This window comes from Firmicutes bacterium HGW-Firmicutes-1, from assembly GCA_002841625.1.
Lineage (GTDB): Bacteria > Bacillota > Clostridia > Lachnospirales > Vallitaleaceae > HGW-1.
In genome coordinates this window covers 132830-154335 of sequence record PHAG01000003.1, presented here as the reverse complement: position 1 = coordinate 154335, position 21506 = coordinate 132830, and the positions used below count along the sequence as shown (strand labels likewise).

Below are 21506 nucleotides of genomic sequence, written 5' to 3'. Positions count from 1 at the left end.
TGAAACAAAGAAGGTGTGAATGTGGAACAAAAAGGAAAAATCGCAGGCGTTAACGGACCAGTTATAACAGTGAGAGGTAGCAATCAATTTAAAATGCTTGAAATGGTTTTAGTAGGCAATGAGAAATTGATTGGTGAAGTTATCAGCCTAGAAAATGAAAATGTTATTGTTCAAGTATATGAGTCAACCACTGGATTAAAAGTTGGGGAACCTGTTTATTCGAGTGGAGAACCTTTGTCCTTACAATTAGGGCCAGGCATTATAGGTGGTGTTTTTGATGGGATTCAAAGACCACTTAAGAAAATTGAAGAAAAATCAGGATCATTTATTAGTAGAGGATTGGACACAGAATCCTTGGATTTAGATAAAAAATGGGATGTTGACATAGTAGTACATGAAGGAGATCAAGTTCAGGGTGGACATATTTATGCTCTGGTACAAGAAACTGACCTAGTACAACATAGAATTATGGTTAAGCCTGGTGTAGAAGGTACAGTTATTTTTGCTGCTGAAAATGGATCTTATGCAGTTCAAGATGTTATCGTAAAAATTAAAAACCAATTTGATGAGGTTATTGATTTGAAGCTTTTTCAACTGTGGCCAGTAAGAAAGCCAAGACCCTTCGCACATAGAAGAAGATTAGATAAACCCTTAGTAACAGGACAACGTATTATTGATACACTGTTTCCTATAGCCAAAGGGGGTACAGCTGCTGTACCTGGTGGTTTTGGTACAGGTAAGACAATGACGCAGCATCAGTTAGCAAAATGGAGCGATGCGGATATCATTGTTTATATTGGGTGTGGTGAAAGAGGAAATGAAATTACGGAAGTACTTGAAGATTTTCCAAAGCTCATTGACCCGAAATCAGGGAAACCCTTAATGGACAGAACCGTTCTCATAGCTAATACCTCAAACATGCCAGTAGCTGCTCGTGAAGCTTCTATCTATACAGGGATTACAATTGCTGAATATTTTAGAGATATGGGCTATCATGTGGCTGTTATGGCAGACTCAACATCACGTTGGGCAGAAGCCCTAAGAGAAATCTCGGGTAGACTTGAAGAAATGCCAGCTGAGGAAGGGTTCCCAGCATACTTACCATCTAGATTATCACAATTTTATGAAAGAGCGGGATATGTTGATAACTTAAACCAATCAGAAGGTTCTGTAAGCATTATCGGAGCAGTATCTCCTCAAGGTGGAGACTTTTCGGAGCCTGTTACACAGAATACAAAGAGATTTGTAAGGTGCTTTTGGGCACTTGATCGACAATTGGCTTACTCAAGGCACTATCCAGCGATTAACTGGTTGAATAGTTATAGTGAATATACAGATGATTTAGAAGCTTGGTATGAAAAACAAGTTTCACCTGAATTTTTCAAGGTAAGAAATGAAATAGCAAGACTATTACAGGAAGAAAGCAAACTCATGGAAATTGTTAAGCTCATTGGTGCAGATATTTTACCTGAAGAGCAAAAATTAGTATTAGAAACATCTAAACTAATTAGGACAGGATTTTTACAACAAAATGCTTTTCATGATGTGGATACTTTTGTACCATTAGAAAAACAATTTAAAATGATGCAAGCAATTTTATACCTACATGAACAAGGTGCAAATTTATTAATGAAAGGTATTCCAGTATCTCAGCTTAGAAAAACTGGTATTTTTGATGAACTTGTAAAAATGAAATATAATTTTGACAACGAACATTTAGAAGCTTTTGATACGCTTTATGTTAAAATTGATGACTTATGTAATGGTTTAATTGAAAGTTACAGAAGCTTCGAAAGGATGAAGAGCTGATGAATATTGAATATTTAGGTCTCAAAGAAGTTACAGGATCCTTAGTAATCGTTCAAGGTGTTAAAGACGCTTCTTATGAAGAGATGGTTGAAATTACCCTTGAAAATGGTGAAAGAAGAGCAGGTAGAGTCATCGAAATCAAAGATGATATTGCCGTTATACAAGTTTTTGAAGGCACCACAGGTATGTCTAGTTCTAATACTCGCACACGATTTGTTGGAAAAGCTTTAGAAATGGGGCTATCAAAAGAGTTACTTGGACGTACAATGGATGGACTTGGAAGGCCTATTGATGGATTAGGCGATATTATGGCAAATGTTTACTGGGATGTAAATGGAAATCCCATTAATCCAATTTCCAGAAAATATCCAAGAAATTATATACAGACAGGAATCTCTGCTATAGATGGATTAACGACACTGATACGTGGACAGAAGCTACCTGTTTTTTCAGGTAATGGTTTGCCACATGATCAATTGGCTGTTCAAATTGTAAAACAAGCCCAACTTTCTTCTGATGAGCATAAAGATTTTGCCATCGTTTTTGCTGCTATGGGAGTTAAAAACGACGTTGCAGACTTCTTTAAAAGAAGCTTTCAAGAAAGTGGAGTTTTACAAAAGGTTGTTATGTTTTTAAATCTAGCAAATGATCCAGTAGTTGAAAGAATTGTTACACCTAGATGTGCTCTTACAACTGCAGAATATTTAGCTTTTGAACATAATATGCATGTTTTGGTTATTTTAACGGATATGACTTCTTACTGTGAGGCTCTTAGAGAAATTTCGTCCTCAAAAGGAGAAATTCCTAGTAGAAAAGGCTTTCCAGGTTATATGTATAGTGATTTAGCTTCTTTATATGAGCGTGCAGGTATGTTAAAGGATAGAGAAGGCTCTATTACACAAATACCAATACTCACTATGCCAAATGATGATATTACGCATCCTATTCCTGATTTAACAGGATATATTACAGAAGGACAGATTGTTCTAGACAGAGGATTACATCAAAAAGGTGTTTACCCACCGATTATCGTATTGCCTTCTTTGTCGAGGCTTATGAAGGATGGTATAGGTCATGGATTTACAAGAGATGATCATCCGCAAATCGCGAATCAACTTTTTGCTTCTTATGCCCATGTACAGGAAGTAAAGGCATTGGCATCCGTTATCGGGGAAGATGAATTATCTGAAATGGATAAACGCTATATGACTTTTGGCAGAAATTTTGAGGAAAGATTTGTAGCTCAAACAAAAGATGAGAATAGAATTATGGATGGTACCTTAGACATTGGTTGGGAGTTGTTAGGACTCTTACCAAGAGAAGAGCTAGACCGAATGGGTGAGGAAGTGCTTGATAAATATTATAAACCCAAAGCTTAAATGAACTAACCCAATCCGTTATAAAAAGGAAAGTGATGCATTTTGGAAAACACTTTATTTCCAACCAAGGGTAATTTAATAGTTGCAAAAAATACACTTGCCTTGTCGAGACAAGGCTATGACTTATTAGACAAAAAAAGAACCATTTTGGTTACTGAAATGATGGCATTGATAGCTAAGGCTGAAGAAATTCAAGCTCAAATTGATACCACTTTTAGACAGGCATATCAAGCCTTACAACAAGCAAATATTGCTATTGGTATTAATACTGTGGAACAAATTGGACAATCAGTTGAGGAAGAAGATCGAGTGGAAATAAAGGTTCGAAGTATAATGGGGGTAGAAATACCAATGTTGAGCATGCCCAAAGAGTCTTTAAAACCACAGTATGGATTTGCAAGAACCACCATTTCTTTGGACGATGCCTATCATAAGTTTGAAAAAGTGAAGCATTTATCAATAGATTTGGCTGAGTTTGAAAATGCTATTTATAGATTGGCAATCAATATTAAGAGAACTCAAAAAAGAGCCAATGCCTTAACAAATATTATGATTCCACGTTATGAGAAATTAACAAAAGATATACAAAATGCCTTAGAAGAAAAGGAACGAGAAGAATTTACAAGGCTTAAAATTATCAAAAGACACAGCAGTTAGGTATGGTGAAGAGAATGAATCTAAAAAAAGAATGGATGAAATATGGAATTGCTATCTTAGCTGTTGGTATTTTAGTGTGGGTTCTAATACAACCAACCAAAGGGAACCATTTGAACCCAGAGGGCGAACTGTATAGCGCGAAAATAACTGAAGAATTAGGTAAAACAACAAAGAACAATACGGGCTATGAAACCACAAGCATAAAATATGTTGCGATCATAACAGATGCACGTTATAAAGATCAAAAAATAAATATTGAGGATGTTTTTGAAAGTTCCACGCCTCATATTGAAGCCCATGTAGGTGATGAGGTTTTGCTATATCTTGAATTGGATGAAAGTAAAACCATCGTATCCAATGCCTACATAGTAAGCTATAAAAGAGACAGATTTATTATTTACTTAATTGCGATTTTTATAATATTGGTAGTAGCTATAGGAAGATTAAAAGGTTTAAAAGCATTGATTTCACTTATATTAACTGTAGTATTGGTACTAAAGGTTTTCTTGCCAAGAATATTATTGGGAGATGACCCAATTATATTGTCAGTTCTGATTGCTACGTTAATTTCAATTACGACTATCATGATTATAAGTGGTTTTAGCAAAAAAACTTTAACCTCCATCCTTGGTACTCTAGCAGGTGTGCTTGTAGCAGGTGTTTTAGCATATACCTTCAGCAATTATGCAAAGCTAATTGGTTTTACCTATGAAGAGGTTCAACAACTTACATTTATCCCCCAAGGTACGCAATTTAATTTTAGTGGCCTTCTTTTTGCATCAATCCTATTAGGTGCTTTAGGCGCAGTCATGGATGTTAGTATGTCCATATCTTCCTCAATTGTTGAAGTAAAAGCAGCAAATCCTAATATGGGAATCAAGCAACTATTTCAATCAGGTATGAATATAGGCAGAGACATCATGGGTACAATGGTAAACACCTTAATTCTAGCGTATACTGGCTCCTCCCTAAACATATTAATCTTAATACTTGCTTATAATAAGCCACTGATAGAAACTATAAATTACGACATGATCGTAGTAGAAATCGTAAGAGCCCTCGCAGGCACCATTGGTCTTGTTATCACAATACCTTTCACCGCCATCGTTGCCGCTTATCTTAACAGAGCAATCAAATCAAAAAACGCACCTAATACCATTGAAGAGGTAAAGCAATAGAATAGACAACATAATGAGTTAGACTGTCGACAAAAGCATTTTTTCTGATAGGTGTATTCATTATTAGGCAGTAAGTGTTCATTTTTCTGGCCTTACCCTTCGGCCGGTCTAGCGAAAAATGAACACTTACTGCCTTTTGTATTAATCTAGAAGAAAAAATGCTTTTGTCTCTGCTTCTCATTGAATTGTCAAAAACCGGTATCATTATTTCATAATGATTTCTTTACTAGTAATATTTTATGCTAATAGCTAGCTATTTTTTTGTTTACAAGGATAGATATGCATATGCAATTGGAAAAGTGGCAGATAGGTAACGAGAGTTTTAACTCGGCGTATAAATAACAATGTTATTTAACGCTGCGCAGCCGATTTTCTTGTTTAATAGGAAACATTACAGAGACAAAAGGGTTATATATATATGTTTGACAGCGGAGCCATGGATGGCGCAGCGCGCGACTTTGCACCAGGATGGTGCAACAGAGCGGAAAAAACATGTATATATAACCCTTTTGTCGACAACTTTACTTTATAACTACTTCATCACTTTTTACTCAACTTCCTGAACCTTCATAAGATTCGTCGAACCAGCTACCCCAAGAGGAATACCAGCAGTTATAATAACCAAATCCTTTGGAGCCACTAGGCCCATAGATTTTGCCTTTTGAATAGATTTATAAAACAAAACATCAGAAGAAGTTTCTTCTGCAATAAGAATAGGAATAACGCCCCAACTCAACTGCATTTGTCTTTGTGTTCTCTCGTTTGTTGTTAAAGCTATGATAGGAACACTTGGCCTAAACATCGCAATCAGTCTAACTGTTTTTCCGCTATGTGTCGGACAAATGATTGCTTTCGCATTTAAATTCATAGCTGTACTACAAGTAGAGTAGCTTACTGCATTTGCTATATTATTGTCTTGAACTTTAGAGATTCTTATTAGCATTTGTTTATAGTTTAGGGAATCTTCTGAAGCCTGAGCAACTTTTCTCATAACCTTTACAGCTTCTATTGGATAAGCGCCAGCAGCTGTTTCACCAGAAAGCATGATGGCATCTGTCCCGTCAAGTACAGCATTGGCAACGTCAGATACTTCTGCTCTTGTTGGTCTAGGATTTACAATCATAGAATCAAGCATTTGAGTTGCAGTAATTACAGGTACATCAGTAATGTTGCATTTTTCAATAATCATTTTCTGAGTTAAAGGAATCAGTTCGGTTGGTATTTCGACTCCTAAATCACCTCTAGCAATCATAATTGCATCTGAAACAGCAATGATTTCATCAATATTATCTACGCCTTCTTGACTTTCGATTTTAGAGATAATTTGGATGCCTTCGCCACCATTTTTTGTTAAAAGCTCTTTGATTTCAAGAACATCACTTGCTTTTCGAATAAAAGAAGCAGCAATAAAGTCCACATCAAGCTTAACTCCAAAAAGGATATCATCAATATCGTCTTGGGTTAATGCAGGTAAATTAATGAAAACACCTGGTACATTAATGCCTTTTTTATTTTTTAAAACGCCACCATTTTTGATGAGACAATGAATCGCCTTGTCTTTCACATCGATAACTTCCAGTTCAATTAAACCATCGTCTAATAAAATAATATTGCCTTTAGAAACGTCTTTATATAATTTGTTATAGGTAATGCAGAAGCTTTCTTCTGTTCCATCAAAATCACCATTATATAGGGTGATTTCTTTGCCAGCTACAAGCGTAGCTTTACCGTCGACAAAACTTTTTGTTCGGATTTCTGGGCCACGTGTGTCTAATAATATGGCTACAGGAATATTAAGTTCTTCTCTAACTTGTTTTATTACATTAATTCTATGCTGAATATAAGGCTGATCTCCATGAGATAAGTTAATTCTTGCAATGCTAAGACCATTTAATACGAGTTCTCTGAAAATTTCCGGTGTATCACTGGCTGGCCCTATAGTACAAATAATTTTGGTTTTATGCATAACAATGTTTACTCCTTTAAAAACGTAATAGAGCAACGCGCTCAGTACTATTATACCATATTTATATCAACATTAGTAGCAATTCAATTAGTGGTTACGGTTGATTTGGAAAGTATTTTGTAAGAAATTTCCTAATTGATATTGTTTTTACTTACTAAATTAGACATTATTTAAAATCTGCCATGAAAAGCAAATCCAAGGAAAAAAACATAAGATAATTTGCTTAAAAAGTCGATTCAATTGAGATTTATTTTTGGATAGAAATTTCTCAAGTTATTGACATAAAATGGGAATTCATATATACTATTTAATAATATAGTGCTTTAAAGTGACGTAGTTAAAAAGCGGTAAAGCTAATTTCGAAAGGTGGGGAGATTATGTTAGGCATTCAAGATTTGAATATTTTCCTAGTATTTTCTTTATGTGTAATAAGTGCGTTATTTTGTGTTGTTTATGGTGTATTAAACTGGAATAAAGGTCAAGAAAAAGAAATGGATGAAATAAAGGAAGAGTTATTATGGGAAGAAAAAGATAACAAAATAAATGATTTATTATAATAGAATAAGGCAATAAAATGGGAGGATTATTGTTATGACTTTAAAAATTATTTTCACAATATTGTATTTAGGAATTACAGGATTTCTTGGTTATTTAGGTTTTAAGCATACCAAAAATTCGAATGACTACCTCATTGGGGGTAGAGAAATCCATCCAATGATTATGGCTATATCCTATGGAGCAACCTTTATCAGTACTTCTGCAATCATCGGTTTTGGTGGGACATCATCTGTATTTGGGATGAGCTTGCTCTGGTTAACGCTAATGAATATCGTATTTGGAATTATCATTGCATTTATTGTTTTTGGAAAAAGGACTAGAAAAATGGGACACAATTTAGATGCGCATACTTTTCCAGAATTTATTGGAAGAAGATTTCAATCTGTTTTCATTCAAAAATTTGCTGGCTTAGTCATTTTTTTTCTAATGCCAATTTATGCAGCAGCAGTAATGATTGGTGCATCTAAGTTTATTGAATGGAGTTTAGGTGTCAACTATAATATAGCATTGTTTTTCTTTGCAATCATTGTAGGTGTATATGTTTTTTTTGGTGGACTAAAAGGGGTAATGTATTCAGATGCCTTTCAAGGTGGGCTTATGTTTGTTGGTATGATCATTTTACTTGTATGGGTTTATCAAGGATTGGGTGGAATATCGCAGGCACATCAAAAATTGACCGATTTAATGAGTAATCCTGCTGTCTTAGAACAACTAAAGGTACCACCAGGTTTTAGAGGTTGGACTTCAATGCCAAGCTTTCTTTCTACGAACTGGTGGATTGTAGTATCTTCTATTATTTTAGGGGTAGGTATAGGTGCATTGGCACAACCACAATTGGTTGTAAGATTTATGACAGTGAAAAGCAATCGTGAAATCAATAGAGCCGTTCCTGCAGGAGGAGTCTTTATTTTAATAATGACTGGAGTTGCATATATAGTAGGTTCCTTATCAAATGTCTATTTCTTTGAAAAATATGAACAAATAGCAGTAGTTGCTGCAAAAGGAACAGATAATGTTATACCATTATTTCTTCAAACGTTTATGCCAGAGTGGTTTATGGCAGTATTTTTTGTGGTAGTAGTAGCAGCTGGAATGTCAACCTTAAGTTCCCAGTTTCATGCGATAGGTACTGCAGTTGGCCGAGATTTATTTCCAAACAAAGAAGAAAAGGAGCAAAAAATGATGCTGGTTATGAGAATTGGTATGCTAATTGCCATATTGATGACGGTTCTCCTTGCCTTTGTTTTGCCTTCTATTTGGGATGGTGCTATAGCAATCAGTACAGGACTATTTTTTGGTGTATGTGCTGCAGCATTTTTACCTTTATATATAGGCGCTTTGTATTTTAAAAAACTTTCGAAATACGCTGCAATAGCAGGTATGAGTGCTGGGTTTACTACAAGTATACTTTGGATGATGTTTATACATACGAAGGAATCAGCAGTATTAAAGGTCTGTTCTTTTTTAACAGGCAAAGATACCTTAACTCCTGTAGGCAGCAATTTAGCAGTTGTAGATCCTATTATTATTTCTCTGACCGTTTCAATTTTAGTAACAATTGTGGTAGCTCTTATAACTAAGTCGAAATTTGAAAATAAACATATTGAGACTTGTTTTAATGGAATAAAATAATGAGTTTAATTTGAAAGGTGGAAAGATTATGTTAGGTATTCAAGATTTTAATATTTTCCTCGTGTTTACTTTATGTGTATTGTGTGCATTATTTTGTGTTATTTATGGGGTAATAAATTGGAATAAGGGGCAAGAAAAAGAAACTGATGAGATTAATGAGGAGTTAATCTGGGAAGAAAATGAGAACAAAATTAATGATTTATTATAATAAAAGAAAGGGATCGATCATAGGAGGATTATTATTATGACATTGAAGGTACTATTTACATTTTTATATCTAGGTGTTACTGGATATCTGGGGTACTTAGGCTATAGGCATACCAAAAACTCTAAAGATTATATGATTGGCGGAAGAGAAATACATCCAATGGTAATGGCCTTGTCCTATGGTGCTACTTTTATTAGTACTTCAGCCATCATTGGATTCGGAGGTACATCAGCATTATTTGGTATGAGTTTACTTTGGTTAACCTTTATGAACATCTTTTTTGGAATCATGATTGCATTTATATTGTTTGGAAAAAGAACAAGGAAAATGGGACACAATTTAGATGCGCATACTTTTCCAGAATTTATTGGTAGAAGGTATCAATCTGTATTTATTCAAAAGTTTGCAGGATCGGTTATATTCTTCCTTATGCCAGTTTATACAGCTGCGGTTATGATTGGAGCGGCAAAATTCATTGAGTGGAGTCTTGGCGTTAACTATAACGCTGCGCTTTTTTTCTTTGCAATTGTTGTTGCAATCTATGTTTTCTTTGGTGGAATAAAAGGCGTTATGTATTCTGATGCTTTCCAAGGTAGTCTTATGTTTATAGGTATGGCAATATTGCTTATTTCTGTTTATCATGGATTAGGTGGTGTAAGTGCAGCACATCAAAAGTTGACCAACTTAATGAGCAATCCAGCTGTGCTTGAACAATTAAAAGTTCCACCAGGATTCAATGGTTGGACTGCGATGCCAACCTTCTTATCAACAAATTGGTGGGTTGTTGTTTCTTCTATTGTTATGGGAGTAGGAATTGGTGTTTTAGCACAACCACAGCTCGTTGTAAGATTTATGACGGTAAAAAGCAATCGCGAAATCAATAGAGCTGTTCCAGCGGGTGGTGTTTTTATATTGATGATGACAGGTGTTGCTTTTATAGTTGGACCACTTTCAAATGTATATTTTTTCGAAAAATTTGGCCAAATAGCTGTAGTTGCAGCCAAAGGAACTGATAACGTTATTCCAGTATTTTTACAAACCTTTATGCCAGAATGGTTTATGGCTGTCTTCTTTGTTGTAGTTGTTGCTGCGGGAATGTCTACAATCAGCTCACAGTTCCATGCCATTGGTACTGCGGTTGGAAGAGATTTATTTCCACCAAAAGATGATGATGAAAAGAAATTGATGCTTGTAATGAGAGGTGGTATGTTAGTAGCAATATTAATCACTATGCTTCTAGCATATATTTTGCCAACCATTTGGGATGGTGCGATTGCCATAAGTACTGGACTCTTCTTCGGAGTATGTGCCGCTGCCTTTTTACCTTTATATGTAGGAGCGTTATATTTTAAAAAGCTTTCTAAAGTAGCAGCAGTTTCAGGAATGTGTGCTGGATTTATAACAAGTGTTTTATGGATGATGTTTATACATACGAAGGAATCTGCGGTGTTAAAGATTTGTTCTTTATTATTTGGTAAAGATACTTTAGTTCCTGCTGGCAATAATTTAGCTGTTGTAGATCCAATTATTATCTCACTTGCTATTTCGATTTTAGTAACCTTAGTTGTGGCGTTCATGACGAAGTCAAAGTTCGAAAACAAGCATATTGATACTTGCTTTAATGGAATCAAATAAAGATTGCAAAATAACCCGATTACTTGTATTATATTTGTTAGTTGTATAATATAATAAACTCATTCTAATTTTGATTATTGAGGAGGGTTGTAATGAAAAGCAAGAAATTAATTATTATATTTGTATTAGTTGGAGTCTGCCTATCAGTAGGTATCGGATTAGCATTCTTTATTCCATCTATTATTAAAACAGTTAAAATTGATAAAGCTATTGATCGAGCGAATCAATATTTATTGGAAGAGGATTATAAAGAAGCAATACCTGCATTTGAAAAGGTCTTAGACGTTGAGAACAAAAATGGTGAAGCCTTAGAGGGTCTAGAAGATACCTATACTGCTTTTGCAAAACAGTTAGTGAAAGACGGGGACTTTGATGAAGCAATTCAATTATTAGAAGAAGGCTACAGCAAAACAAAAAGTCGCAAAATAAAAGCTGAGCTGGAAGAATTACAGCAAAAAGAATCCGAAAATGTGGCAGATGAAGAGAAGGCTGAACAATCCGAAGAAGCACAACTTAATGCAAATGAACCTTCTAGGATGAAAGAAGATCAATTTATTAAATCGTTAAATAACCAACCATGGGTGGATGGTAATGGTAATATTCTTGTTTTTGAACCAGGCAAAGTTTTGGTCGGGGTAATGCAAAGCGAATTTTTATCCATTTCATCCTATGATTCTACTACATATGATGAAAATGAAAATGCAATGACATTTCATATTTACTTCGAGGAGCTTGAAGGCGTCGATGAAGATTATTTGATGAAAATTATCGTAAAGGGTGATTCATTGACTTGCATTCAAGATTTTGGAGGTAAGAATTTTTCCAGCAAATGGACGAAAGAAAACGCCAATTCTAATGACGATACACTTTCTGGAAATACTGACTCAAAGAGTACGACTTCTTCAAATAATGGAAATGGCTATAGCTCAGAAGAAGCAATCAACATACTTGCTGATAAGTTGGTTGGGAAATATCAGAAATTTAGTGTATCAGAAGATCGAATGGAAACGATGAATAACAGAGACTTTTATGTGCTTAGAGTATTTGAAAATTATGAAGATCATATTGCCACATTAGGATGGTATTATTTTGACCGATTATCAGGTGAAATCTATGAATGGGATTTGGTTAACGATGAATATATTTTAGTGAAGTAATGTTGCTATAAAAAATTATCTTTCAATTCGGGGGATAATTTTTTTGGGTTAAGGTGATATTAGCATTAAAGAAATAAAGTTAAGCTAGACAATTCGACAAAAAATGCTTAGAATGTTATCATACACAGTGAAACTATTAGGAGGAATTGATGTGAAGTTTAAAGTGCATTATATGATTTTAGTGTTATTATTCATCAGTATGTATTTGGCTGGATGTACCAATAAAGATGAAGTGAAAAGCTTAAAAGGGGAACTTAAGCTTAAAGAAGAGCAAGTGGATACGTTAAATACAATGATTAAAACAAATGATGAAAAAATGCAGGCCTTAGAAAAGAAAGTAGCTGAATATGAAGTGCAATTAAATACTGGATCTAATTCAGTGCTCAATCAAGCCTTCACAGTAATAAACATATTGAAGAACAAGGATATGAATAGCTTAGCCAACTATATTCACCCGGATAAAGGGGTAAGAATTACACCCTATTCGTATATAGAAATACAGACCAATTTGGTTTTTACTGCTCAAGATATGGTGGGACTTCTAGAAAACACTCAAGTTTATACTTGGGGTGAATATGATGGTAGTGGAGATCCAATCAATGCTACCTTTAGTGATTATTATGATGAATTTATTTATGATGTTGATTTTGTAAATGCGAATACGATAGGAAACAATACAATTATTGGTACTTCAGGTAACATGGTTAATAATCTAAATCAAGCATACCCAAATGAGAGCTTTGTTGAATTCCATTTTGCTGGTTTTGATGCCCAATATGCAGGTATGGACTGGAAAAGCTTAAGGCTAGTATTTGAAGATGTGGATGGCACTTGGTATTTAGTAGGGATTATTCATGATCAATGGACGATATAGTAGTAAAGAATGAATAGCATAACAAGAATAAAATTTAAACAAACAACGTGAGTAACGTTGTTTGTTTTTTTAACTGAATGCTCAACGGAGTTTTTTTGAATGATGCGTTTCTGGAGCCGGGAGAGGTGCAGCATTCGGAAAGCCTCTTAAAGCATAAATCATAAATATAAGAAATGGAATAATAATAAAGTTGATAAGACAAATATAGGAATAATAATTTAAAAACTCAAAAAGTAAAAATAAATTGCGTGAAATAAAAGAAGAACAAACAAAACACAAAACACTAACCCAGTAGGAGAGATATTTAATTTCGAGTTTTATGGATTCGATTAGTTTAACAAGTGCAACAAAGCTTAGAACATATTTAATAAACCAGCCACCAACCATTTGGAGCATAACAAAAAGCTCTCCAAACTCTAGAAATTGATATTGACTGATTAGTTGGGTTTGAAGAAGTTTAGGATAGGACATCGTATTGAGCAAATCAATATTAAAAGTCATTATAACCCCAGCCATTGCTACAAATTCCATTTGAATTACAAAGATCATAGCAATCATTTGATGTTTGATCATATGCTTTCGATCTTTTATATCAGTAATATAGGGGAATATTATAGAGACACAACCATAAACACCTAAAATCTGTAACATGGAAAGAATTAGCCCTTTTGTAACTCCATTTTCTAATATAGGTAATATATAATTAAAGTGTTTATAGGAGGCAGTTAGAATGGATAGGTTTATTCCTGATAAACTGACTAAAACCATTGAAATTAAGGTAATGGTCATTATGGAAGCAATACCTTTTTTCACGGTGTAGAGTGCTGGAGGAATGAAGAACAATAGCAACATCCAACTCGGGGTTCCAAGGAGCATATTGGTATGCATAGAGTTGGCTTCAACACTTGCACTTTCAACTAAAGTTAAAAAAATAGTCCCTATAAATAAAAATAAGAATAAACGGCCGATCCATTTGCCGACAGCAGCAGTATAAATGTCAACTAGACTGAGATAGTTGCTTTTTTTAAAAATATGCAACATAAATAGAAGATAAAAGAGTGACAATATACATCCTACTCCCATAGCGATCCAGGTATCTCTGCCACCATTTCTAGTGAATAAAGATGGATAGGATTTTAAAGAAACAACAGCAACCCCAACGATAACAAATCCTAAATGCTTAGAAGTAAATTTATCCATGAATGAGTACCCCCAATAAAATTTAATACTGCTTAAATCATTTCCCAATATTTGAATATTATTCTTATGATAGAGAAACAATAATCTTATGTTTGATGTAAGGTGTAGCCAATTCCAAGGAGGTTACTTAATTTAATTGAAGTGGGTGATGGAAATTTATAAACAATATATAAACTATATAAATAATCAACTGGGAGGTAATTTTGATCTTACCTTTAGACCACTTGAACTAGAACTTGGGGGTGTGTATGTAGTATTCATGACATCAATTTGTGATGGAGAAGAAATTAGTAAGAATATTATAGTACCATTGCTAGATAAAAAAATAAATTCTAGAGACATTGAGGTCTATAAAAGCCAAGTTATTACGAATAATGTTGTAGAAAATATCAAAAATGAGAAGGATGCTGTGACACATTTATTAAATGGACATGCGGTAATTCTTTTTGAATTTCTGGAAGATGTTATCTGTTGCGAGGTTAAAAAGCTTGCCTCTAGGAATATTGAAATCCCTCCAGCAGAAGCGGTATTAAAAGGGCCAAGAGAAGGATTTACTGAGAATATTTTAATTAATGTCTCACTGATAAGAAAAAGACTTAAGGACAAAGATTTAAAATTTGAAAAAATTTATATTGGAGAAAAAGCTGAATTTGATGTGATTATTGTCTATATTAAAAATGTGGCCCAAGAGGAACTTGTACAATATATTAGATCTGAAATCAATAAAATGAAAATTGATTTTACTTTCCAGAGCAACTACATCATTGAGCAATTGGAAACTAGAAGTTCTTCCTTTGATACGATAGGATATACGGAAAAGCCGGATATTTTTGTATCCAAAGTTTCCGAAGGTAGAGTTGGAATTTTGATGCAGGGGGAATCTTCTGCTGTAACAGCACCCTTCTTTTTTTTGGAAAACTTTCAATCTCCTAATGATTATAATTTGAATATATATGTAGCAAATTACATCAGAGCTTTAAGGTGGATAGCCTTTGGAATTGCATTGCTTTTACCTGGCTTATATATTGCACTTACCACCCACCATTTTAGTCTTATACCTAGAATGCTGATCTTTAGATTAGCGATTGCTAGAGCCGGTGTCCCTTTTCCTACATTTATAGAAGTTCTTTTACTCATGTTTTTTTTTCAAGTGTTAAGAGAAGCAGGTATTAGACTTCCTCAACCAATTGGGCAATCCATTAGTATTGTTGGAGCACTAATTTTAGGAGATGTTGCTGTTGCATCGGGGCTTGCGTCTACAATCACTGTATTAGTTGTCTCTTTATCTGCGATTACAACATTTTTGATTCCCACCATGTCACTTGCAATTGTTTTATGGGCTAATTTATTCATTATTGCTTCAACAATATTCGGGCTACCAGGTTTTTATATTATGTTTGCAATTTATTGTTCTCATCTTGCAGGGATTACAACTTGTGGCTATCCTTATTTATTTCCATTAGGTACTCTAAGTAAGTATAAGAAAAAAGATGTTATGAGTCGAGGATTTTTGCATAACATTTCTAATTCGAGCTTAACAAAGGATGAAAAAAGATGAAAAAAATAATATTTTTTATGATAATTTTAACATTTTATTTTGTAGGGTGCGCGAGTTATGAAGATGCCAACCTTACCATGTTTACGCTTGTAACGATAATTGATATAGATGAGAATAACAAGCCTATTGTTACTATGGAGTTATTTCGTTCGCTTTATAGTCAAGAGAAAGCGGGTGAAATGGGTGCCCGATTTATACTTGAAGGAAGAGGAGATACGATATCAGAAGCCATATCAGATATTAATCAAAAGGCTTCTTATAGAGTGAATACCATACATAATAAAATGCTTATTTTTACCGATAAGGCTGCAAAGTATGGAATAGACAATTTCTTGGGTATGTTTATTAGGGATCAAGAATTTCTATTAAGACCTTATGTAATGATTTATGAAGGGGATCCCAAAAAGCTTATGGATACCAAAATTAGACAAGAAGAATTTTTAGGATTATATTTAGAAGAATTGGTAAGAAATGAGTTTGCCATTTCTATTCATTATCCGGAAAGACTTTTTGAATATGCCAATTTAAGAACGATTGGAGCTAAAACAGATATTTTAAATATAATTAAGATGGAGGGAGAAGAGCCATCAGAGGTTGTGATATACGAAGGAGCTGTTATTGTAGAAGATAAAATGGTAGATAAATTAACAAAACATGATATGAGAGTGTATACTCTTACCATGGAAGAAAAGACAAATGGATTTATCACGATACCTAATCCGCAGATGAAGGGGAAGTATGTATCCTTAACATTACTTGAAAACAAAATAAAAACAGAGATCAAATATGATGGAAAAATAGAAAATGTGATTCACTTTAGTAAAGAGCTTTCATTTAAATTATCCTTTAATGAGACTCAAAAGATCATTGATTTAACAGATCAAGAAATTCGGAAAAAACTAGAAGCTGAAGTGAAGAAAAAGATTACCGAAGAGAGTGAGGCTTTGTTTCAGGAATATAAAAATAAGGGTATTGATGTGTTTGACGTACAAGCAACGTTTATGAGAAAATATCCAAAGGAATCTAGTAAAGATGTTCTTGGAAGAACCAAGATAGACATTAAAGTAGAGGTGTATATTGAAGGTAGTCCGAATACACAGAATTTTAATGATAATTAACCTACAAAACACATATGCCGTTGTATCAATACTTCGAATATGTTAAGATATCAGTATATATGAATTATGATTCTCTAGTGAATAATAAAAAATTAAATTGAATTTCATTTGTAAAGTGCTATAATAGAATGATGAATGAAGGCTTATGATTGATTATACGTAAGAGAGGTGAATTTGAGTGGTAGAATATAACGAAAAAATATATAAAAAGATTGCTGATGCTGGTGCGGCAGGCATTGTAGTGGGCATTATCTTAATCGTAATTGGAATAGCAGTCGGAACAATTTCCATCGTATTCGGTGCGAAGGCGTTACGTGCAAAAAATCATCTTATTGGATAGGCTTGAAGTGTTGGAGGAAATACATGATTTTTTCAGTTCAATTTAAAAAAAGTGCAAGGATGCTTTGCGTTTTGTTGTTTTATTTATATCTTTTCTTTTTAGCATACTTGCTTTTTCTATCCCCATCTTTTGGTAGAACGCTTGGAGTGCCTAGAGAATATAATTTGCTACCCTTTAAAACGATTTCGAATTATATTATTTATAGAGACTATGTGAATACAAAGACTTTGATTATCAATATTATCGGGAATGTAGTAGCCTTTATGCCTATGGGATTTTTTGTACCCATTCTTTTTAGAAAGAAAAGATCTTTTTGGAAGGTTATTTTATTTTCTGCATGCGTGAGCTTGATTGTTGAATTACTACAATTTAAATTCGTAGTAGGTAGTTTTGATGTAGATGATATTATTCTGAATACTTTTGGAGGTGCGATTGGGTTTGTAATATATAACTTATTATATAGGATATATGAATTGTTACGACATCCTAAGAAAGGAAAGACATGAAAGACAAAAAAAATCTGTTGAGATTAACAACAAAAATTCATAACGGTCATGGAATTGTATCTTCTATACTAGGATTTCTATCGGCTGTTTTTTTTGGTTTAGCTGTATGGACGTCTGCGTTTGAGGACAGAAGCATAATCGCTATACAAAATAAGATTGGCATATTAGAAACGATTGCAATTGCACTAAGCCTAGTGGGAATAGTTTATGGTATTATCGGAGAAACCCAAAAAGATAGATTTAAATTTTTCTCACATTTGGGAATCGTATTAAATGCAATTGCAATCGTTCTACATATTATAGTACTTGTTTTTTCATTGTAGCTTGAATGATCAGGGATACTGGTAATAATAAATGAGCAATGATAATACCACCAAGGAATTGAAGGATATTCAAAGGAATATCAAAGATTGGTAAAATGTAATTGCCATACATAATATTGGTTGCAAAATAATAACCAACAATCATTAAGGAGCCTGATATAATAAAGCCTAAACTATATGCTGGTGTAAAGCGAATTGATGATAACTTTCCTAAGGCCAATAATAGAATGACTAATATCAAGGGTATCAATAAGCCTGCAATGAGAAGTTTGTCTTGAAGTGAGGCGGACATCTTAATTAATTCAGACGTATTAGCCGCATTGACTTGGCTAGCTAACTCTACAGAATTGACTGATATTTGAGTTGAAAGAAAGTACCTTAATAAGAAATTGAAGCCAGTCCAAATAAATGCAAATATAGTAGTAAGCGATAAGATAACTTTTATGTTGTCTTTTTTTATTGCGGTATAGCCAATAATTGCAGCCATACAACCTTTGATTAGGAAGGTAGGCAATGCCCAAGGAACATAACCGCCCATAATATCTGCAAGAGCAGAGCCCATTCCTGCAGCAAAAGCTCCAAAAACTGGTCCAAGTATTAAGCCTGAAAGTAATACGAAGCCATCACCAAGGTGAATGTAACCACCTGTTATTGGTGTTGGTATTTTAATAAATGATGTTCCAAGAAATACCAAAGCCATCATAATACCGGTGTAGGCAATTGTTTTTACATTAATTCTATTCATTTTTTCTCCTTGCTTCGTTAATATTATTTGTATATACTATAAAGGAATAGTGTCCTTTGTGAAAGGGTCAGATTATTAGAAATCAAGAGGGACAGTTCAGTGATGATAAAGGAGTAGAAAAGATGGAGCTTACACCACTTATAAATTATCAAGATAAAGTACCAATGTTTATGCAACTTTATCAGTATATGAAAAACGAAATAATCAGCAATAGATTGACGGTAAATGATCAATTGCCTTCAGTGAGAAAACTATCATCACATTTAGGGATTAGTAGAACAACTGTAGAGAATGCTTACCAACAGTTATTAGCTGAAGGGTATATCTATAGTATGCCTCAAAGGGGATACTATGTGAATCAATTAGAAGGTATATTTACCCAAACAACAAAAAAGAATGTTAACTTTTTACAAAATCAGGAGGAAATGCATTCTTATGTTTATGATTTCAAAAGTGAGTATGTTGAAGAGAAAAATTTTGATTTTAATAATTGGAAGAAACATCTTAATTTTATTATAAATTACCAACAAGAGAAGTTATATACCTTTGGTTCAGTCCAAGGGGAAGAAGCACTCATTCAAGCAATCGTAAAATATGTTCATAGAACAAGAGGAGTGAATGCAAGTGAATCAAATATAATTATTGGTGCAGGCGTTCAACCATTACTAAATATCTTATCACTGATTTTGAAAAAAGATAATATTCATGAAATTGCGATGGAAGACCCAGGGTTTAGCAGAGCAAAAGATGTTTTTTTAGATAATAATATTAAAATACTTCCTTTAGAGGTGAATGAAAAGGGTATTCATATTAAGCAATTAGAAAATATGAATACTAGGCTTTGCTATGTAAGTCCATCTCATCAATTTCCTACGGGCACAGTTATGCTCATTGACACCAGAAGTAAATTGTTAAAATGGGCAAATGAGAATAAAGGATATATTATTGAAGATGATTATAATAGTGAGCTTCGATATGAAGGAAAGCCCATTCCTGCAATGCAAGGTCTGGACCAGCATGATAGAGTAATTTATTTAGGCTCTTTTTCAACGGTGTTGGTTCCGGCAATCAGGATTAGTTTTATGATTTTACCAGATGAGTTAATGAATTGTTATCATAAAGATAAGAATAAGTATGCACAAACAGCATCAAAACTTGAACAACTTGCATTGGCTAATATGATGGATACTGGAGACTTCGAGAAGCATATTAGAAAAATTAGGATTAATTATTCTAAAAAAAATGAGTATACTATTAAATGTATAGAGAGTACGCTCCAGGGTAAAGTAGAAATTGTAGGAATGAATTCGGGTTTAAATATATTGCTGAAACTAAAGAGTAATAAAGATGAAAGGTTGATTATCGAGAAATTGAAAAAAGAAGGTGTTCATATAGCTGGAATTTCTGAATATAGAATGCAATTAGCAAAAAATGACAATCCTATCCTTATATTAAGCTTTAGAGGTATTGATCAAGATAAAATTAAGGAAGGAATCATAAAGATTAGCAATATTCTTGATACTTAAACAATATTATGATATATTGAATATAGATTGAAAAGGTCAAAAAATGAATGAAGTAGGTAAAGTATATGACAAATGGTCAGATAGAGTTGCATACAGTTTTACCAATGTGGATGCTAATGTATTTGAGTAAATTCATCTTTCTTTTTCTGATTTTAACCTTATTGTTCGATGCTTGCCTTATATACATAATTTTCAAGTGTTATGGTATTAAAATGAAAACGGAGGTTTTTATTAGAACAATTACCATGGCATGGATTTTGGGCTTTTCAGCTGACATTGTTTCTTTGGTTTTTTTACAGCTAACTGCAAGAGCTTTAAAGGACATGGATTATTATAATATGTATTCTAATGGAATTTCAATTATCGTACACCTTGCAACTGTCATAATAAGTGCCGTTCTCACTTTTTTCTTGACTAGATTTTTATTCCAAAGAGTTGCAATTTCAACAAAAATTGCTTTTAAAATGGCTATTATTATGAGCATCCTATCAGCACCATGGTTGTTTATTGTTCCAACAAATACATTGTATTAATATGAGTGTATCTGGAGAAACTTTAAATACATGTGTTATCCATGTTTATATCTTTTTTGTTCTATGATATAATAAAAGGGGGATGCAAATCAAGGAGTTGGTTTCATGAAAAAAAAAGCTTTGCTAGTAAACGATTCCAAATTTGAGAGTTTAATACTAAGAGACATGTTGAGTAAGTTAGACTTCGAAGTTGAAATTGCAGATGAATTTGATGCTATATATGAAGTTGAACAGTTTAGACCAGATATTATTATTGTGAATTATATTATGCAGGAAACAACTGGTGATGAGCTTATTCAACAAATTAAGTTAGGACAACCATCGGCTAAATGCGTTTTATCTTCAAGCAATACAGTTAAATTGAGTGACTTTAATGGAAAACGAATTGATGGTTTATTGCATACGCCAATTTCAATTTTTAGTTTGAAAGATACACTGCATAGACTTGGTGCTGTTAACCTAGATGATGATTTGTTAAAGACAAGTAATACTGAAGCTTCTGGACGTTTTTGTGATAGTTGCAATCAGGATATTTCAACGTTTAGTATGAATATTGTATTTTGCCCTTTCTGTGGGGATGAATTACATGACAAATAAAATATAT

20 protein-coding genes are annotated in these 21506 nt (G+C 33.6%); 17 read left to right on the top strand and 3 right to left on the bottom strand.

Annotation, left to right across the window (positions count from 1 at the left end; genetic code table 11):
- The first annotated feature begins 21 nt into the window (after nucleotides 1–21).
- From CVU84_05380 to CVU84_05365, 4 genes are read left to right on the top strand one after another with little or no spacing between them, the layout of a single operon-like run.
- Nucleotides 22–1809, top strand: a complete 1788-nt coding sequence (locus CVU84_05380) for a V-type ATP synthase subunit A (protein ID PKM95499.1) — start codon at nucleotides 22–24, stop codon at nucleotides 1807–1809.
- Complete coding sequence (locus tag CVU84_05375; GenBank protein ID PKM95498.1) at nucleotides 1809–3188, top strand: V-type ATP synthase subunit B; 1380 nt, start codon at nucleotides 1809–1811, stop codon at nucleotides 3186–3188. Before CVU84_05380 ends, CVU84_05375 begins: the two co-directional genes overlap by 1 nt.
- Before the next feature lie 42 nt (nucleotides 3189–3230).
- The gene (locus CVU84_05370) at nucleotides 3231–3845 is read left to right on the top strand and encodes a V-type ATP synthase subunit D (protein PKM95497.1); all 615 of its coding nucleotides are present in this window, start codon (nucleotides 3231–3233) and stop codon (nucleotides 3843–3845) included.
- A gap of 2 nt (nucleotides 3846–3847) precedes the next feature.
- A complete protein-coding gene (locus CVU84_05365) occupies nucleotides 3848–5023 on the top strand; it encodes a YibE/F family protein (protein ID PKM95496.1) in 1176 nt (391 codons plus the stop codon).
- A gap of 547 nt (nucleotides 5024–5570) precedes the next feature.
- On the opposite strand, the gene pyk is transcribed toward CVU84_05365, so the two are convergent.
- Nucleotides 5571–6989: a pyruvate kinase gene (gene pyk / locus CVU84_05360; GenBank protein PKM95495.1), complete on the bottom strand. Its 1419-nt coding sequence runs from the start codon at nucleotides 6987–6989 to the stop codon at nucleotides 5571–5573.
- Between the two features lie 377 nt (nucleotides 6990–7366).
- Here pyk and CVU84_05355 point away from each other — a divergent pair, with 377 nt between their 5' ends.
- The 6 genes from CVU84_05355 (at nucleotide 7367) to CVU84_05330 (ending at nucleotide 13053) form a co-directional block, all read left to right on the top strand.
- Nucleotides 7367–7546 (top strand): hypothetical protein, encoded by a 180-nt coding sequence (locus tag CVU84_05355; GenBank protein ID PKM95494.1) that lies wholly within the window; start codon nucleotides 7367–7369, stop codon nucleotides 7544–7546.
- Between the two features lie 25 nt (nucleotides 7547–7571).
- On the top strand, nucleotides 7572–9179 hold the full coding sequence (locus tag CVU84_05350; GenBank protein PKM95493.1) for a sodium:solute symporter: 1608 nt from the start codon (nucleotides 7572–7574) through the stop codon (nucleotides 9177–9179).
- A gap of 28 nt (nucleotides 9180–9207) precedes the next feature.
- The gene (locus CVU84_05345) at nucleotides 9208–9387 is read left to right on the top strand and encodes a hypothetical protein (GenBank protein ID PKM95492.1); all 180 of its coding nucleotides are present in this window, start codon (nucleotides 9208–9210) and stop codon (nucleotides 9385–9387) included.
- A gap of 36 nt (nucleotides 9388–9423) precedes the next feature.
- Nucleotides 9424–11022 carry a sodium:solute symporter gene (locus CVU84_05340; protein PKM95491.1) on the top strand — a complete coding sequence of 533 codons (1599 nt, stop codon included), beginning with the start codon at nucleotides 9424–9426 and terminating at the stop codon, nucleotides 11020–11022.
- A 92-nt stretch (nucleotides 11023–11114) separates the two neighbouring features.
- Nucleotides 11115–12179, top strand: a complete 1065-nt coding sequence (locus CVU84_05335) for a hypothetical protein (GenBank protein PKM95490.1) — start codon at nucleotides 11115–11117, stop codon at nucleotides 12177–12179.
- A gap of 172 nt (nucleotides 12180–12351) precedes the next feature.
- A complete protein-coding gene (locus tag CVU84_05330; protein PKM95572.1) occupies nucleotides 12352–13053 on the top strand; it encodes a hypothetical protein in 702 nt (233 codons plus the stop codon).
- Between the two features lie 81 nt (nucleotides 13054–13134).
- On the opposite strand, the gene CVU84_05325 is transcribed toward CVU84_05330, so the two are convergent.
- A complete protein-coding gene (locus tag CVU84_05325; GenBank protein PKM95489.1) occupies nucleotides 13135–14253 on the bottom strand; it encodes a spore gernimation protein in 1119 nt (372 codons plus the stop codon).
- A 148-nt stretch (nucleotides 14254–14401) separates the two neighbouring features.
- Between CVU84_05325 and CVU84_05320 the strand changes: the two genes are divergently transcribed.
- The 4 genes from CVU84_05320 (at nucleotide 14402) to CVU84_05305 (ending at nucleotide 18098) form a co-directional block, all read left to right on the top strand.
- A complete protein-coding gene (locus tag CVU84_05320) occupies nucleotides 14402–15811 on the top strand; it encodes a spore germination protein (protein PKM95488.1) in 1410 nt (469 codons plus the stop codon).
- Nucleotides 15808–16929 (top strand): hypothetical protein, encoded by a 1122-nt coding sequence (locus CVU84_05315; protein ID PKM95487.1) that lies wholly within the window; start codon nucleotides 15808–15810, stop codon nucleotides 16927–16929. Before CVU84_05320 ends, CVU84_05315 begins: the two co-directional genes overlap by 4 nt.
- Nucleotides 16930–17292: 363 nt before the next feature.
- A complete protein-coding gene (locus CVU84_05310; GenBank protein ID PKM95486.1) occupies nucleotides 17293–17775 on the top strand; it encodes a VanZ family protein in 483 nt (160 codons plus the stop codon).
- A complete protein-coding gene (locus CVU84_05305; GenBank protein ID PKM95485.1) occupies nucleotides 17772–18098 on the top strand; it encodes a hypothetical protein in 327 nt (108 codons plus the stop codon). The genes CVU84_05310 and CVU84_05305 overlap by 4 nt, the downstream gene beginning before the upstream one ends.
- On the opposite strand, the gene CVU84_05300 is transcribed toward CVU84_05305, so the two are convergent.
- Nucleotides 18073–18843, bottom strand: coding sequence for a hypothetical protein (locus tag CVU84_05300; GenBank protein ID PKM95484.1), 771 nt, complete (start codon nucleotides 18841–18843; stop codon nucleotides 18073–18075). The two genes, CVU84_05305 and CVU84_05300, sit on opposite strands and share 26 nt — an antisense overlap.
- A 122-nt stretch (nucleotides 18844–18965) precedes the next feature.
- Between CVU84_05300 and CVU84_05295 the strand changes: the two genes are divergently transcribed.
- From CVU84_05295 to CVU84_05285, 3 genes are all read left to right on the top strand, one after another.
- Nucleotides 18966–20369 (top strand): hypothetical protein, encoded by a 1404-nt coding sequence (locus CVU84_05295; GenBank protein PKM95483.1) that lies wholly within the window; start codon nucleotides 18966–18968, stop codon nucleotides 20367–20369.
- 65 nt (nucleotides 20370–20434) lie between these two features.
- Entirely contained in the window at nucleotides 20435–20902 is a 468-nt protein-coding gene (locus tag CVU84_05290; GenBank protein PKM95482.1) for a hypothetical protein, read from the top strand.
- A gap of 105 nt (nucleotides 20903–21007) precedes the next feature.
- Nucleotides 21008–21499 carry a hypothetical protein gene (locus CVU84_05285; GenBank protein PKM95481.1) on the top strand — a complete coding sequence of 164 codons (492 nt, stop codon included), beginning with the start codon at nucleotides 21008–21010 and terminating at the stop codon, nucleotides 21497–21499.
- Nucleotides 21500–21506 lie beyond the last annotated feature (7 nt).

Coding starts and splice junctions, on each gene's coding strand:
- CVU84_05340 (PKM95491.1), top strand. CDS start 9,424: ATGACATTGAAGGTACTATTTACATTTTTATATCTAGGTGTTACTGGA.
- CVU84_05315 (PKM95487.1), top strand. CDS start 15,808: ATGAAAAAAATAATATTTTTTATGATAATTTTAACATTTTATTTTGTA.
- CVU84_05325 (PKM95489.1), bottom strand. CDS start 14,253: ATGGATAAATTTACTTCTAAGCATTTAGGATTTGTTATCGTTGGGGTT.
- pyk (PKM95495.1), bottom strand. CDS start 6,989: ATGCATAAAACCAAAATTATTTGTACTATAGGGCCAGCCAGTGATACA.
- CVU84_05375 (PKM95498.1), top strand. CDS start 1,809: ATGAATATTGAATATTTAGGTCTCAAAGAAGTTACAGGATCCTTAGTA.
- CVU84_05305 (PKM95485.1), top strand. CDS start 17,772: ATGAAAGACAAAAAAAATCTGTTGAGATTAACAACAAAAATTCATAAC.
- CVU84_05345 (PKM95492.1), top strand. CDS start 9,208: ATGTTAGGTATTCAAGATTTTAATATTTTCCTCGTGTTTACTTTATGT.
- CVU84_05335 (PKM95490.1), top strand. CDS start 11,115: ATGAAAAGCAAGAAATTAATTATTATATTTGTATTAGTTGGAGTCTGC.
- CVU84_05320 (PKM95488.1), top strand. CDS start 14,402: ATGGAAATTTATAAACAATATATAAACTATATAAATAATCAACTGGGA.
- CVU84_05285 (PKM95481.1), top strand. CDS start 21,008: ATGAAAAAAAAAGCTTTGCTAGTAAACGATTCCAAATTTGAGAGTTTA.
- CVU84_05290 (PKM95482.1), top strand. CDS start 20,435: ATGACAAATGGTCAGATAGAGTTGCATACAGTTTTACCAATGTGGATG.
- CVU84_05310 (PKM95486.1), top strand. CDS start 17,293: ATGATTTTTTCAGTTCAATTTAAAAAAAGTGCAAGGATGCTTTGCGTT.
- CVU84_05330 (PKM95572.1), top strand. CDS start 12,352: ATGATTTTAGTGTTATTATTCATCAGTATGTATTTGGCTGGATGTACC.
- CVU84_05300 (PKM95484.1), bottom strand. CDS start 18,843: ATGAATAGAATTAATGTAAAAACAATTGCCTACACCGGTATTATGATG.
- CVU84_05365 (PKM95496.1), top strand. CDS start 3,848: ATGGTGAAGAGAATGAATCTAAAAAAAGAATGGATGAAATATGGAATT.
- CVU84_05355 (PKM95494.1), top strand. CDS start 7,367: ATGTTAGGCATTCAAGATTTGAATATTTTCCTAGTATTTTCTTTATGT.
- CVU84_05295 (PKM95483.1), top strand. CDS start 18,966: ATGGAGCTTACACCACTTATAAATTATCAAGATAAAGTACCAATGTTT.